Source organism: Roseibium sp. QJM3NY_11 (assembly GCF_056173175.1).
Genome location: NZ_CM149660.1, coordinates 3,121,447 through 3,138,873 on the forward strand (window position 1 = coordinate 3,121,447; position 17,427 = coordinate 3,138,873).

Consider the following 17,427-nt stretch of genomic DNA (forward strand, 5'->3'; position numbering starts at 1 on the left):
CTACTCCTCGTTGCCGAGCGGAAGGCGGACCGTGACGCTGGCCAGCGCCGACATGCCCTCCTTGCGTCCGGTAAAGCCCAGCCTCTCGGATGTGGTGGCCTTCACCGAAACCCGTGAAACCGGCAGTTCGCAGAGTGCTGCGATCGAGGCCCGGATGGCCTGCCGGTGCGGACCGATTTTCGGCTCCTCGCAGACAATCGTCACGTCGATATGGGCAAGCCGGCCGCCAAGATCCGACACCCGGCGCATGGCATCTGTCTGGAACCGGTCGGAGGACGCGCCCTTCCATTGCGGATCGCTCGGCGGAAAATGCTGACCGATGTCGCCGTCGCCGATCGCGCCGAGCGTGGCATCGGTGATCGCATGAAGCACGACATCCGCGTCGGAATGGCCTTTCAGCTTTTTCGAGTGCGGGACCGTGACCCCTCCCAGCACCACGGCGTCGCCGTCTTCGAACGCATGAACGTCATAGCCGATCCCGGTGCGGATATCTGCGAGTTCGGCCAGTGGCCGCAAATGAGATCTGGTTGCGGGCATGAATTGATATGTCGCCTGATGTTCCGCGCGTTTCAGGTCGGCCGCGGTAGTGATCTTGAAGTTCGACGGATCGCCTTCGCTCAATACAATGGACATTCCGGCCCACTCCGCAAGCCCGGTATCATCGGTGAAGTCATGACGGTTTGCTCCGACCGCGTTGCGGTGGGCAGCAAGGATCCGCTCCAGCGGAAAGGCCTGCGGCGTTTGCGCCGCCCAAAGCCCGGTTCGGTCAACCGTTTCAATCGATCGCCCTCCGGCATCCGCCCGCTTGAGCGTGTCGGCAACGGCGAGCGCGGCAAGCACGCCGTCCGCTCCGTCATCAAGTGTTGAAAACAGCCGGTCCAGGACGTTCCGGCGAGACAAATGGGCGCGCCGCGTCGTGTATCAGGACATAGTCGCAATCCGTGTCCGCCAGAGCGGTCAGCCCAGCGAGAACCGATTGCTGTCGCGTGGATCCGCCATGAACGGGCCGCGCGAGCTTCTTAGCGCAGGATCCCGGCAGTGCCGCAGCCGCTGTCTCGTAGTGGACAGTGTCGTCCTTGTGAATCACGGGCAAAAGACAGGAAATGCGCGGGTGATTCCCCAGGGCGTTCAGTGTATGGGTCAGCACGGGACGGCCGGCGAGAGGCCGATACTGTTTCGGAAGGGCATTCTCGCTGCCCGCCAGGCGCGTGCCGCGCCCTGCGGCGACGACCAGAGCGGCCGCTGTTTTTGCCATTTGCGGTCTCCTTGCGAGGGTCCCGCGGACCAGGCGCGGGTGGTTCTCAATCCGTCTTTAACTATGACCCGTGAGCACCGCAATTTTTGACTTGTTGCATTGCAGGATTTGTCTACAATATAGGCAGATTGCAATATGCACAGTCTGTAAGCAGAAAAGAAAGTCTGTGTCACTGATGACAAAAGCGCTGACGATTGGCCGGCATGAATTGTCCAACCGGTCCGTTCTTGCCCCGATGTCCGGGGTCTCCGACCTGCCGTTCCGCAGGCTTGCCGCCCGTTTCGGTGCCGGCATGGTGGTCAGCGAGATGGTGGCAAGCGAATCCTTCATGCGCGGAGACGCCGAAACGCAGATGCGGGCCGAATCGCAAGGCAGGGGCCTGCACGTGGTTCAGCTCGCCGGCCGCGAAGCGCGCTGGATGGGGCAGGCGGCCAGGGTCATTGCCGATCTCGGTGCCGACGTTATCGACATCAACATGGGTTGCCCGGCCAAGAAAGTCACCTCGGGGTATTCCGGCTCAGCTCTCATGCGCGATCTGGATCATGCGCTCACCCTGATCGAGGCCACGGTCTCCGCCGTCGATATTCCCGTCACCTTGAAAATGCGGCTGGGTTGGGACGAACATTCGATCAACGCACCAGAGCTGGCGCGGCGGGCGGAAGCGTCCGGGATCCAGTTGATCACGGTGCATGGACGCACGCGCTGTCAGTTCTACAAGGGCTCTGCGGACTGGTCCGCCATTGCCGCCGTCAGGCAGGCCGTTGCCATCCCCCTGATCGCGAATGGCGACTGCAGGGGATACGACGACGCGCGCAAGATGCTGGCGCTGTCAGGCGCGGACGGGGTCATGATCGGTCGGGGTGCCTACGGGCGGCCGTGGCTGCCCGGTCATGTCGGCCATTTCCTGGAGACCGGCGAACGGCTGCCGCCACCTGGCGGGCAGGAATTGTGCGAACTTGTCATCGAACATTATGAAGCGCTTCTCGGGCACTACGGCGAACACGCCGGCGTGCGGATCGCGAGAAAGCATCTCGGGTGGTACTTCGATGCCGCCGGCCTCCTCGGCGGCGAATTGCCCGATGGTGTCCGCAAGACCCTGATGACATCCAGCAGGCCGTCTGAAGTCATCCGGCTGACAAGTGAATTGTTCTCAACCACGAATGAACGGACAGCAGCGTGAAGGACACAGTGTCTCCCACCGGCCGGACAGCCACACTTGCCACTGACGGACCGATCATCCTGGATGCGCTTCCGCACCCGGTGCTTCTGGTCGCTCCCGACGGTGTCATCGAGTCGGCGAACATGGCCGCCGAGATCTTCATGAGATCGAGCGTATCGGTCCTGAGGCGGCATCCGATCAGCGATTTCGTACCTTTCGGCAGTCCGCTGCTGACGCTGATCGAGCAGGTGCGCGAGCGTGCCGCTCCCGTCAACGAGTACAAGGTCGATATCGGCTCTCCCAGGATCGGCGCACCGAAGGTGGTCGATATCAACGCCGCGCCGGTTGCCGACCGTCCCGGGGCGGTGGTGCTGATGTTCCAGGAGCGGACCATGGCCGAGAAGATCGACCGGCAACTGACCTCGCGCGGCGCCGCCAGAACGGTCACCGGTCTTGCCGCGATGCTGGCCCATGAAATCAAGAATCCCCTGTCGGGCATTCGCGGTGCGGCGCAGTTGATCGAACAATCTGTTCCCGCCGAGGATCGCGCGCTGACCAGACTGATCATGGACGAGACGGACCGTATCGTGAAACTGGTCGACCGTATGGAGGTGTTTTCCGACGAGCGTCCGATCGAACGCGAGCCGGTGAACATTCACGTCGTTCTGGATCATGTGAAACGGCTCGCGGATTCCGGATTTGCGCGCGACAAGAGAATTACCGAGGTCTATGACCCGTCCTTGCCGCCGGTCTTTGCCAACAAGGACCAGCTGATCCAGGTGTTCCTGAACCTGATCAAGAATGCCAGCGAGGCGATCGGTGACGATCCGGACGGCGAAATCAGGATTTCGACGGCCTTCAGGCCCGGCGTGCGCCTGTCCGTGCCCGGGACCGACGAGAAGGTCAGTCTGCCTCTGGAATTCTGCGTGCAGGACAATGGTCCGGGAGTGCCCGACGATCTGCTGCCGCATCTCTTCGAACCTTTCATAACCACCAAGACCAACGGCTCCGGCCTTGGACTTGCGCTTGTTTCCAAGATCATCGGCGATCATGGCGGCGTGATCGAATGCGACAGCCTGCGCCACAAAACCGTTTTCCGGATTCTGATGCCCGCGTTCTCGGGCGATGTTGCGGCGATGCCCAGCCGGATAAGCAAAGGAACTGATTGACCATGCCGAGTGGCACAATTCTGGTTGCAGACGATGATGCAGCCATCCGCACAGTTCTCAACCAGGCCCTGTCCCGGGCCGGCTACACGGTCCGGCTGACATCGAATGCCTCGACGTTGTGGCGGTGGGTTTCCTCCGGTGACGGCGATCTGGTCATTACCGACGTGGTCATGCCCGACGAGAATATCTTCGACGTTCTGCCGCGCATGAAGAAGATGCGTCCGGAACTGCCGGTCCTGGTGATGAGCGCGCAGAACACGTTCATGACTGCCATCAAGGCCTCGGAAAAGGGCGCCTACGAGTATCTGCCCAAACCCTTCGATCTGAAGGAACTCACCAGCATCGTCCAGCGCGCGCTGGAGGAACCCAAGAAAAGACCCGTCGTCGAACTGGATGATGCGGGCGAGGGGATGCCGCTGGTCGGGCGCTCACCGGCCATGCAGGAAATCTACCGGGTCCTTGCCCGGCTGATGCAGACCGATCTGACCGTGATGATCAACGGGGAATCGGGGACCGGCAAGGAACTGGTGGCGCGGGCGCTGCACGATTACGGCAAGCGCCGAAACGGGCCTTTCGTGGCCATCAACATGGCCGCGATTCCGCGCGACCTGATCGAGGCGGAGTTGTTCGGCCATGAGAAGGGCGCCTTTACAGGGGCGCAAAACCGCAGTTCGGGCCGCTTCGAACAGGCTGACGGCGGAACGCTGTTTCTGGATGAAATCGGCGATATGCCGATGGAAGCCCAGACGCGTCTCCTGCGCGTCCTGCAGCAGGGTGAATACACTACCGTGGGCGGCCGCACGCCGATCAAGACGGATGTGCGGATCATCGCCGCGACCAACAAGGATCTGCGTCATCTGATCAACCAGGGCCTGTTTCGCGAAGATCTCTATTTCCGGCTGAATGTCGTACCGATCCGGTTGCCGCCGCTGCGCGAACGGGTCGAGGACATTCCCGATCTTGTGCGGCACTTCTTCTCGATCGTCGAAAAGGAAGGGTTGTCGGCAAAACAGATTGATCAGGGCGCGCTCAATCTGTTGCGCAGATACCGCTGGCCAGGAAACGTGCGCGAACTGGAGAACCTCGTTCGCCGGCTTGCCGCGCTCTATCCGCAGGATGTGATCAGCGAAAGTCTGCTGGAACAGGAACTCAGCCAGCCGGCCGTGTCGCCCCTGGAAGAGGACGCTCCGGAGACCGTCAACCTGGGCGGTTCGGTCGAACGGTACCTGTCCGGCTATTTCGACACCTTCGGCGATGCCCTGCCGCCGCCGGGGCTCTATCACCGGATTCTCAGGGAGGTCGAGTATCCCCTGATCAGCGCCGCGCTGGCGGCCACCCGTGGAAATCAGATCAAGGCGGCCGAACTTCTGGGCGTCAACCGCAACACCTTGCGCAAGAAAATCCGGGATCTCGACATCCAGGTGATGCGATCGACGCGATAACCGGTCCAACCGGTTCGCGGTGGTAAGGATCCCGGGTGGTCCGGCCATCGCAGCAGGTTTCCTGCCGACCGCTATCCGAGTGGCTTGCGAGAAGATCGTGCGGTCCCGCTGCCCGTACGATCCACCGACTTTGCTGTGCAATGCAAAAATAAATTAAACAAAAGATATCAACGTTCTGGCCGAGAGGATCCGGTCTTCCACCGCATTTTTCCGGAGAGGCTTTCCGGGGTGTCGCAATTTCGCAACATTGTGTGATAACTTTGCCGCAAGATTTGCAGGCTGGCGTATTTTCGCGCCGCCGGCGGGCATCTGAGGCCGAATGATACTCGAAGCACAACAGCGATCCGTCGCGCAGTCCAGCGCCGCAGGCAAGTTCCTGCGCCGTGCCGGTCTTGCCATCATGATGGTGTCCCTCATCTCGATCGCGGTGACATTCGTCATCCTGATGGGACTGACCTCCATCGATCCGACCCGTGACGTCATCATGACGGCCATGACCATCAACGGCGCGCTTGCCGCCATCCTGCTTGGTGTCATTGCCTTCGAGATCCTCAAGCTCTGGCAGGCCCGGCGGCGGGGCCGCGCGGCGGCGCGCCTTCATGTGCGGGTCGTGGCGCTGTTCAGCCTTGTCTCGGCTGTTCCCGCTGTCCTGATGGCGATACTCGCCGCGGTCACGCTGGACCGGGGCCTCGATCGCTGGTTCGAGGACAGGACCCGGCAGATCATCGACAACGCCTTGACCGTGGCGCAGGCCTATCTGCAGGAACATGCCAGGGTCCTGCGCGGCGACCTGATCGCCATGACCAACGACATCGACCGGGCCAAGGCGGTCTATGATTTCGAACCCACCCGATTCGACCAGTTCTTCTCCACCCAGGTGTCGCTGCGCGGGATCCTTGCCGCATATATTCTCAATGAAAACGGTGAGGTGGTGACCCGGGTCGTCCTCGACCCCAACATCGAAGTGCCGCTGCCGCCCGCGGACAGTTTCTTCAAGGCGAAATCCGGCGATCCCATCCTGATCGCTCCGGGGAGTTCCAATCTGGTCGGGGGCGTCAGGAAGCTGTCGGCCTACGAAGACTTCTATCTCTATGCGGTCCGGGCCATCGACCCGCGTGTGGTCGAGTATCTGCGCCTGACCGAAACCGGGGCATCGCAGTATCAGCAGATGGAAAGCAGCCGGTTCGGCGTGCAGGTGGCGTTCGCGCTTGTCTATCTCGGCGTGGCGCTGGTGCTGCTGCTTTCCGCCATCTGGATCGGGTTCGGCTTCGCCAACAGACTGGTGTCGCCGATCAGGGCGCTGATTTCCGCCGCCGATGACGTCTCGAAGGGCAATCTCGCCGTCAAGGTCCGGACTGAAAAATCCGGTGGCGATCTGGCCAACCTGGGGGCGACCTTCAACAAGATGACGGGCCAGTTGCTCGGGCAGCGGGACGCGTTGCTGGCGGCGAACGAACAGATCGACCGGCGCAGGCGTTTCAACGAGGCGGTGTTGTCCGGGGTCTCTACAGGCGTGATCAGCGTCGATGACGAAGCCTCCATCATGTTGATCAACCGCTCTGCGCTTGAACTCCTCCAGCTCGACGAAGTTCAGATTCTCAACAAGCGCCTGGTCGAGGTAGTTCCCGAATTGAAGGAGTGCATCACCGAGGTTCTGTCCAACGACAATGAGCGGCTGCCGGAAACCCAGATCGAGATTACCAGGGGAGGGCGCCTGAGAACGGTCAATGTTCGCATCACCCGGGAGCAGTCGACGCGGCGGGAACAGGGCTTTGTGGTCACGCTCGACGACATCACCGATCTGGTCTCCGCCCAGCGCAATTCCGCCTGGGCCGATGTCGCCCGTCGTATCGCCCATGAAATCAAGAACCCGCTCACGCCGATCCAGTTGTCGGCGGAACGGATCCGGCGGCGGTACGGCAAGCGGATCGAGGAGGATCGGGAGGTCTTCGACCAGTGCATCGACACCATTGTCCGGCAGGTCGGCGACATTGGCCAGATGGTCGACGACTTCTCCTCATTTGCGCGGATGCCAAAGCCGAAAAAGAGGTCCGGCGATCTGCGCGAGGCGGTTCGTGACGCCGCCTTCATGCAATCAGTCGCCAATCCGGATATGAGCGTCACCGCCGATGTTCCCTCGGAGCCGGTTCCGGCCGTATTCGATGCGCGCCTGCTTGGTCAGGTTCTTACGAATGTGGTCAAGAACGCCACGGAAGCCGTCAGCGCCCGGACGGGCGAGGGGCTTCCTGACGGCAAGGTCACGGTTCACTTGCGCGGCGAGGACCCTGCCGGCAGCGGTCGTATCATCATCGATGTTATTGACAATGGCATCGGTCTGCCTGAGGAAAACAGGGCCCGCTTGCTGGAGCCCTACATGACCACCCGGGAAAAAGGGACGGGCCTCGGACTGGCCATCGTCCGCAAGATACTTGAAGACCACGGGGGCGGTATCGAACTGCTCGACGCCCCGAAATCAAACCCCGGCGATACGGGAACGCTGGTTCGCCTGTCTCTGGCCGCGACGGCCGACATCGAACCGGATACCGAACAGCAAAACCAGACAGTGGCTGCCCATGGCGCATGATATTCTAGTCATAGACGACGAAACCGACATCCGCGAAACGATTGCAGGCATCCTGGACGATGACGGTTACGGGACCCGTACGGCCCATGACAGCGACAGTGCCCTTGCTTCGGTGAAGGAGCGCAAACCGTCGCTTGTTGTTCTGGACATCTGGCTGATGGGCAGCCGGCTCGACGGGCTTGCTCTGCTGGATCTTTTCAAGGAAACGGACCCGGACCTGCCCGTGGTAATCATCTCCGGGCACGGCAACATCGAAACGGCGGTCTCCGCAATCAAGCGCGGCGCCTATGATTACATCGAAAAGCCGTTCAAGGCCGACCGGCTGGTTCACATTGTCGAACGGGCACTCGAGGCCTCGAGCCTGCGGCGCGAGATCCGTGACCTCAAGCAGCGCAGCGGCGACAGCAACGAAATCATCGGCAATTCCTCGGCCGCGCACAATCTGCGCCAGACGATCCAGAAGATTTCCGGCACCAACAGCCGGATCCTGATCGTCGGCCCCTCGGGCGCCGGCAAGGAACAGGCCGCGCGCATGATACACGAGCAGTCTCCGCGGGTGAAAAGCCCGTTCGTGGTGTTGAACGCGGCGACCATCACGCCGGCGCGCATGGAAGAAGAGCTGTTCGGCATCGAGGATGAGAACGGCAATCTTCGAAAGATTGGCGCCCTGGAAGAGGCGCACGGCGGCACCCTCTATCTGGACGAGGTCGCCGACATGCCTGCGGAAACGCAGGGCAAGATCCTGCGGGTTCTGGTCGAGCAGAGTTTTTCGCGTGTCGGCGGCACGCAGAAGGTCCAGGTCGACATCCGGATCCTGTCGTCGACCTCCAAGAACCTGGAAGAACATATCGCCACCGGGCTGTTCCGGCAGGACCTGTACCACCGATTGAGCGTGGTGCCGTTGCGTGTGCCCGGGCTCGCCGAACGCCGGGAGGACATCCCCGTTCTGGTCCACCATTTCATGGACCAGATTTCCTCTGCGTCCGGAATACCGCTTCGCCCGATCGGCGATGATGCCATGGCCGTTCTGCAGACCCATGACTGGCCCGGGAACGTGCGCCAGTTGCGCAACAATGTGGAACGCCTGCTGATCCTGAGCCGGGGAGAGCCGGACAGCACGATCACCGCAGACCTGCTTCCGGCCGAGATTGGCGAAACACTTCCGAATTTGCCGACGTCGGGTACCGGCGAGCACCTGATGTCCGTACCGTTGCGCGAAGCCCGCGAGATCTTCGAACGCGAATATTTGCAAGCGCAGATCAAGCGTTTCGACGGTAACATCTCGCGGACCGCCGAATTTGTCGGTATGGAACGCTCTGCACTTCACCGGAAGCTGAAAACCCTCGGCATGACCTGAGACCCGGGTATCACCCGGGGTTAAACGGCAAAGCGGGAAAGGACTCTTTCCATGAAAATCGTTATTTGCGGGGCGGGTCAGGTCGGATACGGCATCGCCGAACGGCTGGCCGCCGAACAGAACGACGTCTCCGTGATTGATTCCTCGCCGCAGCTCATCAATGCGATCGGCGATCATCTGGATGTGCGCGGGTTCGTCGGCCATGGCGCCCATCCGGACGTGCTGGCGCAGGCCGGGGCTGAAGAAGCCGACATGATCGTGGCGGTGACGCTCTACGACGAAGTCAACATGGTTGCCTGCCAGGTTGCCCATTCGCTCTTCAATGTGCCGACCAAAGTGGCTCGGATCCGGGCCCAGTCCTATCTGCAGGGGCGCTGGCGCAACCTGTTCTCACGCGATCACATGCCCATCGACGTGATCATCTCGCCGGAAATCGAGGTTGGCGAGATGGTTCTGCGCCGGCTTGCCCTGCCGGGAGCGGTGGAAACGGTCCGGTTCGCGGACGATCAGGTGGTCGTGGTCGGCATCATGTGCGAGGAGGATTGTCCCGTCGTGGATACGCCCCTTCGACAACTGACCGAGCTGTTTCCCGATCTGGGAGCCGTTGTGGTCGGTCTTTACAGGAACAACAGGCTGTTCGTGCCCAAGAGCAGCGATTCCATTCTGACCGGCGATCTTGCCTATGTGGTTGCCCGGCGCGACCAGGTGCGCAGAACACTGAGCATCTTCGGGCATGAAGAACCGGAAGCCGCCAAGGTCGTGATCGCCGGCGGCGGCAACATCGGACTGTATGTCGCCAGAGCGCTGGAGCAGCGCCATTCGGGAACCAGGATCAAGCTGATCGAAGCGTCCCGGGAGCGGGCGATGGCCGTCGCGGACGAGTTGAAACGTTCCGTGATCCTGCACGGCAGCGCGCTGGACCAGACCATCCTGAATGAAGCCGACGCGGGCGACGCGGACACGATGGTGGCGCTGACCAACGAGGACGAGGTCAATATCCTGTCCTCCGTGATGGCCAAGAAGCTGGGCTGCAAACGCTCCCTGTCGCTTCTGAACAATCCGAGCTATCCGGCTTTCGCCAACGCGCTCGGCATCGATGCCTTCATCAACCCGCGCGCCGTCACGATCTCGCGCATCCTGCAACATGTGCGCCGCGGCCGGATCAGGGGCGTTCATTCCCTGCAGAACGGTGCTGCCGAGATCGTGGAGGCGGAGGCTCTGGATACGTCGCCACTGGTCGGCAAGCCGCTCAGGGTGATCGACCTGCCGTCCGGCATTCGTGTCGGCGCTGTTTTTCGCGGAGGCGAGGTGTTGACGCCGAACGGAGACCTGCAGATCCAGGCCCAGGACCGGATCGTCATCTTCGCGGTTGCCAACCGCGTGCGTCAGGTCGAACAGATGTTCCGCGTCAGCCTTGACTTCTTTTGAGGCAGAGCGCTGCTTATCCGCCCTTGCATTTGTTTGACCGAGTAGTCAAAACTCACAAGAATCCCAATCGGTTCGAGTGGAACCGCCCGTTTCTGGAGGAACGCATGAGCCGGATCGCCTATGTCAACGGCCAGTATGTGCGCCACGCCGATGCCGCCGTGCATGTGGAAGACCGTGGCTATCAGTTTGCCGACGGTGTCTACGAGGTCTGCGAGGTCTGGAACGGCAACCTCGTCGATGTGCCGCGTCACCTGGACCGGCTGGGACGTTCCCTGGGCGAACTTCGGATCGATTGGCCGATGGCACGCAGCGCAGTGAATTTTGTCCTGCATCAGGTGGTGCGCCGGAACCGGGTGCGCGACGGGCTTGTCTACATCCAGGTCACGCGCGGTGTTTCAAGACGTGACCATTTTTTCCCGCCCGAAGGGGTGGCCCCGTCCATCGTTGTCACCGCGCGCGCGTCCAGCGCGGCGGCCGCCGCCGCCCAGGCCGAGGAGGGGATCGCGGTCGTCAGTTATCCGGAAAACCGCTGGCCGCGGGTCGACATCAAGACCGTGGCCTTGCTGCCGAATGTTCTGGCCAAACAGAACGCCCGGGAAAACGGCGGCAAGGAAGCCTGGTACGTGGATGCGGACGGGTTCGTGACGGAAGGCGGATCGACCAACGCCTGGATCGTCACCAAGGAGGGCGTGCTCGTGACCCGTCCGGCGGAGGACAGGATCCTGCGCGGCATCACCCGGGCCGTCGTGCTTGAAATTATCAAAAAGGAAGGGCTGACCTTTGAGGAAAGGCCGTTTAGTCTGGAAGAGGCTTTTAACGCGAAGGAAGCCTTTGTGACCGCAGCGACGACTGTCGTCATGCCAGTCACACGATTGGATGGAAAAATGATCGGAAACGGTCATCCGGGTTCGGTCGCATCCCGATTGCGTGAACTGTTCCATACTGCTACTGATCTGCGGGTGGTATGATTCGATTGGCCGATTTGGGCCAAAAACAAGGCAATGACGGGCTGAGGCAGACAGCCCTGTCTGGTGGGCAAGACAAGAAGCGGGCGATTCGTCATATCTTGGCGTTTGAATTTCAAGGGCTATTGACGATAAGCTTCTGAAACGCCGGATGCTCGGCCGCATCCGGGGCAAATAGGATAAAAACACTTATGGCTGAGCGCGCACAGAATCTCCAAGACACTTTTCTCAATCACGTTCGCAAACAAAAGACGCCTCTGACAATTTTCCTCATCAATGGTGTGAAATTGCAGGGTGTGGTAACCTGGTTTGACAATTTTTGTGTCCTGCTGCGCCGCGACGGGCATTCGCAGCTGGTTTATAAACACGCGATTTCCACAATTATGCCCAACGGACCTGTTCAACTGTTCGATCAGGCAGAGGAAAACGCTGAAAAGGCAAGCTGATTGAAACCGAAGTCTCGCGCGGACGAATTCTCGAAATCCAATGGCTCTGAAGAACCGGGGCACCAATCGCTGAGAGTGAAGGACACTGGGGTGGATCGTCTGCCCCAGCCTTTTCGTGCGATGATACTGGAGCCTGTACTCCAGCTGCGCGGGGACGGCGGCCAGTCGGATCTGCGATCCAACAGGAGCCCGGAAGCCCGGCTTGACGAAGCCATCGGCCTCAGCGCGGCGATCAACCTCGATATCGTTCAGTCCGGTGTCGTGAAGATCAACAATCCCAAACCGGCAACCCTGTTCGGAGAAGGAAAGGTCGCGGAGTTGGCTGGCATCGTCGCCAGCGAGGACCTGGATCTCGTTGTCATCGATCATCCGCTGTCGCCGGTTCAGCAGCGCAACCTGGAACGGCGCCTCAAGACCAAGGTGATCGACCGGACCGGCCTCATTCTGGAAATCTTCGGCGACAGGGCCCGAACCAAGGAAGGCCGTCTTCAGGTCGATCTTGCCCATCTGAGCTGGCAGAAGAGCCGTCTGGTGCGCTCCTGGACCCACCTGGAGCGCCAGCGTGGCGGTGCCGGTTTCATGGGCGGACCCGGTGAAACCCAGATCGAGGCCGACCGGCGGCAGATCCAGGACCGGATCATGGCTCTCCAGAAGCAGCTCGAACAGGTGCGCCGGACCCGCGAACTGCATCGCAAGAAACGCAAGAAGATCCCGCAGCCGGTGGTGGCTCTGGTCGGTTATACCAACGCCGGCAAGTCGACCCTGTTCAACCGGCTGACCGAATCCGACGTATTTGCCAAGGACCTGCTGTTCGCGACGCTCGACCCGACCTTGCGCAAGGTCACGCTGCCGCACGGACGGGAGGTGATCCTGTCCGACACGGTCGGGTTCATCTCGGACCTGCCGACCCACCTTGTCGCCGCCTTCCGGGCAACCCTGGAAGAGGTTCTGGAAGCCGACCTGATCCTGCATGTGCGCGATATCTCGCACCCTGATACGGATGCGCAGGCCGAAGACGTCAAGAAGACACTGGATATTCTGGGCGTCGACGCGATTACCGGGGCACCGGTGGTCGAAGTCTGGAACAAGATCGATTGTCTCGACGAGGCCTATCGTGACAAGCTTCTGCAAGACGCTGGACCGGAGGGGCCGATTGCTCTTTCGGCGCTGACCGGCGCAGGGGTGGACCAGCTCTCAAGCCGCATCGACGCCTTCATGGCTCAGCACGACGATCTGCTGACTGTGCGCGTGCCGGTTGCCGAAGGTGCGCTTCTGGCGAAACTCTACCAGATGGCGGAAGTGCTCGAGCGTTCGGACGCCGAAGATTTCGTCACGGTCGAGGTCCGTGTCTCCGACAAACAGCGCGGGCCGTTTCGGGACATGTTCGCAGCCAATATCGAGATTTGATCAGCCTTTCTTGGCCGCCTGCCATGCCGCTTCCATCTCGTCCAGCGTCATCGCCTCAAGTGTCGTGCCCGATTTCTCGGCATGGTCTTCTATGGCGGCAAAGCGCTTTCTGAACTTGCGGTTGGTGCGGCGCAGGGCCTCTTCCGGGTCGATGTCGAGATGGCGGGCCAGATTGGCGAGCGCGAACAGCGTGTCGCCGAGTTCGTCCGTGATGCGGTCCTTGTCGGGAGCACCCTTGGCGAGCTCCTCGTCCAGCTCATGGGTTTCTTCGCGGATCTTGTCCAGCACCAGACGGGCGTCGTTCCAGTCGAAACCGACCCTGGATGCGCGGCGTTGCAGCTTGTCGGCTTCCTGGAGGGCCGGGAAGGCCGTCGGAACGTCGTCCAGAAAGCCCTTGTGGGGCTCGGCAAGGCCAAGCCTTTCGCGCTCGGCGCGTTTTTCCGCGCGTTCCTCTGACTTGATCCGTTCCCAGATGCCCTTGACCAGTTCCGGCTTGTCGCCGTTTTCGTCACCAAAGACATGGGGGTGCCGCCGGATCAGTTTTTTCGTGATGCCCTCGACCACGTCGGCGAAGTCGAACTGCTGTTCTTCCTCTGCCATGCGGGCGTGATAGACCACCTGCAGGAGCAGATCGCCGAGTTCCTCACGCAATTCCAGAAGATCGTTCCTGGCAATGGCCTCGGCCACTTCGTAGGCCTCTTCCAGCGTATAGGGCGCAATGGTCGCGAATGTCTGCTCCAGATCCCAGGGACAGCCGGTCACCGGTGTTCTCAGCGCAGCCATGATCTCGATGAGACGGGAAATGTCGCGACTGGGGGTCATTTAAAGGCCTTGGTTTGTGCTGGTGTCCATATGGGCAAAACACCGAAAATCGGTCATGCCGGTATATGGCAAATCCTGGAGAGTAAGGGAACCTGGTAGCGGGTTCCGTCTTGAGGAATGACCAACCTCTCCACCGTCATTCCGGACCAGTGAGGCGCAGCCGAACGCCGATCCGGAACCCAGATGTATTCTGCGCTGAAAGCGCACAACACCCAATGCAAATGACGGCCGGAAAAACAAATTTGTCACCCCCGCATCGACGGATGCCAGAAGGTAACCGCGCGTTCCAGCAGTGCGACGAGGCCGTAGAATACGGAACCGGCCAGTGCTGCCACCGCAATCTCGGCCCAGACCATGTCGACGTTCATGCGGCCGACTTCCGTGGAAATGCGGAAGCCCATGCCGACGATGGGCGTGCCGAAGAATTCCGCGACGATGGCCCCGATCATTGCCAATGTGGAATTGATCTTCAGCGCATTGAAGATGAACGGCATGGCCATCGGCAGGCGCAGCTTGAACAGCGTCTGCCAGTAGCTGGACGCATAGGTGCGCATCAGGCCGCGCTGCATGGCGCCGGAGGCAGCAAGCCCGGAGACGGTGTTCACCAGCATGGGGAAGAACGTCATGATGATGACGACGGCTGCCTTGGACGGCCAGTCGAAGCCGAACCACATCACCATGATCGGGGCGACACCGATGATCGGCAGGGCGGAGACCAGATTGCCGACGGGCAGGAGCCCGCGGCGCAGGAACGGCACCCGGTCGACAAGAATGGCCGTCAGGAAGGCGGAGCCGCAGCCGATAGCATAACCGGCGAGCACCGCCTTCAGGAATGTCTGCTGAAAATCGGCCCAGAGCGTCGGAACGGACGTGGTCAGACGCAGCCAGATTTCGGACGGGGCGGGCAGCAGGACCTTGGGCACGCCGGCACCCGTGACACCGACTTGCCAGAGCAGCAGCAGGGTGAAGCCGAAAATCGCCGGGATCGCCAGATTGACCAGACGGGCTCCGGCGGCGGAGGCGATTTTCCAGGTCGCGAGGCGCTCGACAAACAGCCAGGCAGATGCCCAGGTTGCCACGGTCACAGCCCAGAACCCGAGTCTTGCCTCTCCGGGATGGTTGGAGACAGTGGTCACCAGCAGCCATGCGGCAAGGACGGTCACAAGGCCGAGGATCAGGTCACCCACGCGGTTGCGCATGAAACCGAGTTCGTAACGCACGCCGGCGATCGCGAGGATCACAAGGCAGATCGCGAGACGCGGCACATCCATGATCCCCATCTCGGCGCCGAAAACCGGGCTGAACAGGCCGACGATCACCATGGCGACGATGAACCACGCCAGGGCTGCCGGCATGTCAAACCGTTGTTTGGAAGCTGTCATCGTGCTCATCCGGCCATCCCCATGCGCTTCAACGTGTGTTTTTCAATCACTCCGATCAGGGCGACCAGCGATCCGGCCAGGAACGCGGCCATCAGCAGTGCGGACCAGATCTGAACGGTCTGGCCATAATACGATCCGGCCAGCAGGCGCGCGCCGAGACCGGCGACGGCCCCCGTCGGCAGTTCGCCGACGATCGCGCCGACCAGCGAGGCGGCCATGCCGATCTTCATGGATGTGAACAGGAAGGGCACTGCGTAGGGCAGGCGCAGTTTCCAGAACGCCTGGAGCCGGGTGGCCGAATAGGTGTGCATCAGATCCATATGGATGACCTCCGGCGAGCGCAGGCCCTTCACCATACCGACGGCCACCGGGAAGAAGGACAGGTAGGTGGAGATCATCGCCTTGGGCAGGAGGCCGGAGATGCCGACGGCATTCAGGACCACGATGATCATCGGCGCGATTGCCAGGATCGGGATGGTCTGGGATGAAATGATCCACGGCATCAGTGACTTGTCGAGCACACGCGAATGCACGATGCCGACGGCGAGCAGGATGCCCAGCGCGGTTCCGAGCAGGAAACCCAGCAGCGTGGAGGAGAGGGTGATGCCTGTGTGATAGATCAGCGAGCGCTTCGAGGTGATCTTTTTCTCGACCGTGGTGTTCCAGATCTCGACGATCACCTGATGGGGCGCCGGCATGACGGGCCGTTCCTGGAACAATGTATCTGTAACAAGCTGACTGACGGGAACATTTGTCTGGTCGGCCCGTTCGTAGATATCGCGCTGGAACGGTGTGTTGAGCGCGACCGCGGCGATGTACCAGATGGCGATGATGGCCAGGACGACAATCGCGACGGGACCAGCCGTGCCGGACATGAGGCCGGAGAACGGATTGAGGCTGCGGGACGGGGAGAGGGGCATGTCTGTCATGCGTCACTGCTCACGAGAAGCTGGACGGGTGATGGCAATTCCGCTTGCTCCCGTCCCCCCCCTTGCGGGGGAGATGTCCAGGAAACGGACAGAGGGGGGCGAAGCGGTGCTGCGCATTCAAGGAAGGCAGGATTGTTCCGGGAGGGTGACACCTCCCTCTGTCTCCTGCCGGAGACATCTCCCCCGCAAGGGGGGAGAGTGAGCGCCGGCTGCAAGCTTCGAACCTGAGGCGACGAGGGTCTCTTTTCCATCCACTCAATCCTCATAGGAATGCCCCGCCTTGAGGCCTTCACGCACGCGATGGGCGATCTTGAGGAATTCCGGGCTTTCTCGGATGTCGAGTGTGCGCTCGCGCGGCAGGTCGCTCTCGATGACATCGTAGATGCGGCCTGGGCGCGGGCACAGGACGACGATCTTGGTCGACAGGAACACGGCTTCGGGAATCGAGTGGGTGACGAAGACCACGGTCTTGCTGGTCTTAGCCCAGAGTTGCAGGAGCTGCTCGTTGAGATGGTCGCGGACGATCTCGTCGAGCGCCCCGAACGGTTCGTCCATCAGCAGGAGATCGGGTTCCACGGCAAGCGCACGGGCGATCGAGGCACGCTGCTGCATGCCGCCGGAGAGCTGCCAGGGATATTTCTTTTCAAAGCCGGTGAGATTGACCAGCTCCATGTTCCTCTGGATACGCTGCTGCTGCTCGGCCCTGGAAAGCCCCATGATCTCCAGCGGCAGGGCGACGTTCTTGGCGATCGTGCGCCAGGGATAGAGCGCGGCGGCCTGGAAGACGTAGCCATAGGCGCGGTTCAGACGGGCTTCCTCGGACGTGACGCCGTTGACCGTGATCGACCCTGCCGTCGGCTGTTCAAGATCGGCGATTACCCGCAGCAAGGTGGTCTTGCCGCAACCGGACGGGCCGATGAAGGAAACGAAATCGCCTTCCTCGATCTTCAGGTCGATATCGGACAGCGCATGCACCGGACCGTCGTTGGTCTCGAAGGTCAGCGAGAGGTTGTCGATATCGATCACCCGGTTCGGGCTGGCGCTGGTCTTGTTTTCCACCATCGAGGTGTCCTTTGCGCTGG

13 protein-coding genes and 1 pseudogene are annotated in these 17,427 nt (G+C 61.3%); 9 read left to right on the plus strand and 5 right to left on the minus strand.

Going from position 1 to position 17,427, the window contains the following annotated elements; all coding sequences use genetic code 11:
- Positions 1 to 1,255 (minus strand): annotated as a pseudogene (locus AC0VX3_RS14465) (bifunctional 2-C-methyl-D-erythritol 4-phosphate cytidylyltransferase/2-C-methyl-D-erythritol 2,4-cyclodiphosphate synthase).
- Between the two features lie 175 nt (positions 1,256 to 1,430).
- Between AC0VX3_RS14465 and dusB the strand changes: the two are divergent.
- From dusB to hflX, 9 genes are all read left to right on the plus strand, one after another.
- The gene (dusB, locus tag AC0VX3_RS14470) at positions 1,431 to 2,435 is read left to right on the plus strand and encodes a tRNA dihydrouridine synthase DusB (protein ID WP_475521107.1); all 1,005 of its coding nucleotides are present in this window, start codon (positions 1,431 to 1,433) and stop codon (positions 2,433 to 2,435) included.
- A complete protein-coding gene (locus AC0VX3_RS14475; protein WP_342895140.1) occupies positions 2,432 to 3,583 on the plus strand; it encodes a two-component system sensor histidine kinase NtrB in 1,152 nt (383 codons plus the stop codon). Before dusB ends, AC0VX3_RS14475 begins: the two co-directional genes overlap by 4 nt.
- Positions 3,584 to 3,585: 2 nt before the next feature.
- Positions 3,586 to 5,025 carry a nitrogen regulation protein NR(I) gene (ntrC, locus tag AC0VX3_RS14480; protein WP_342895141.1) on the plus strand — a complete coding sequence of 480 codons (1,440 nt, stop codon included), beginning with the start codon at positions 3,586 to 3,588 and terminating at the stop codon, positions 5,023 to 5,025.
- A 319-nt stretch (positions 5,026 to 5,344) separates the two neighbouring features.
- Positions 5,345 to 7,609, plus strand: a complete 2,265-nt coding sequence (locus AC0VX3_RS14485) for a sensor histidine kinase NtrY-like (protein ID WP_348147193.1) — start codon at positions 5,345 to 5,347, stop codon at positions 7,607 to 7,609.
- A complete protein-coding gene (gene ntrX, locus AC0VX3_RS14490; protein WP_475521108.1) occupies positions 7,599 to 8,966 on the plus strand; it encodes a nitrogen assimilation response regulator NtrX in 1,368 nt (455 codons plus the stop codon). The genes AC0VX3_RS14485 and ntrX overlap by 11 nt, the downstream gene beginning before the upstream one ends.
- Before the next feature lie 51 nt (positions 8,967 to 9,017).
- Entirely contained in the window at positions 9,018 to 10,394 is a 1,377-nt protein-coding gene (gene trkA, locus AC0VX3_RS14495) for a Trk system potassium transporter TrkA (RefSeq protein WP_475521109.1), read from the plus strand.
- Between the two features lie 104 nt (positions 10,395 to 10,498).
- Entirely contained in the window at positions 10,499 to 11,362 is an 864-nt protein-coding gene (locus tag AC0VX3_RS14500) for a D-amino-acid transaminase (RefSeq protein WP_475521110.1), read from the plus strand.
- 188 nt (positions 11,363 to 11,550) lie between these two features.
- A complete protein-coding gene (hfq, locus tag AC0VX3_RS14505; RefSeq protein WP_006934516.1) occupies positions 11,551 to 11,805 on the plus strand; it encodes an RNA chaperone Hfq in 255 nt (84 codons plus the stop codon).
- Positions 11,806 to 11,925: 120 nt separating this feature from the next.
- Positions 11,926 to 13,212: a GTPase HflX gene (gene hflX / locus AC0VX3_RS14510; RefSeq protein ID WP_475525178.1), complete on the plus strand. Its 1,287-nt coding sequence runs from the start codon at positions 11,926 to 11,928 to the stop codon at positions 13,210 to 13,212.
- On the opposite strand, the gene mazG is transcribed toward hflX, so the two are convergent.
- The 4 genes from mazG to AC0VX3_RS14530 all read right to left on the minus strand — a co-directional run bounded on the left by mazG (position 13,213) and on the right by AC0VX3_RS14530 (position 17,407).
- On the minus strand, positions 13,213 to 14,034 hold the full coding sequence (gene mazG / locus AC0VX3_RS14515; protein WP_475521111.1) for a nucleoside triphosphate pyrophosphohydrolase: 822 nt from the start codon (positions 14,032 to 14,034) through the stop codon (positions 13,213 to 13,215).
- 245 nt (positions 14,035 to 14,279) lie between these two features.
- A complete protein-coding gene (locus AC0VX3_RS14520) occupies positions 14,280 to 15,356 on the minus strand; it encodes an ABC transporter permease (protein ID WP_475525179.1) in 1,077 nt (358 codons plus the stop codon).
- Positions 15,357 to 15,421: 65 nt separating this feature from the next.
- A complete protein-coding gene (locus tag AC0VX3_RS14525) occupies positions 15,422 to 16,291 on the minus strand; it encodes an ABC transporter permease (RefSeq protein WP_475525180.1) in 870 nt (289 codons plus the stop codon).
- Positions 16,292 to 16,600: 309 nt separating this feature from the next.
- Positions 16,601 to 17,407, minus strand: a complete 807-nt coding sequence (locus tag AC0VX3_RS14530) for an ABC transporter ATP-binding protein (RefSeq protein ID WP_475525181.1) — start codon at positions 17,405 to 17,407, stop codon at positions 16,601 to 16,603.
- Between the last annotated feature and the right edge of the window lie 20 nt (positions 17,408 to 17,427).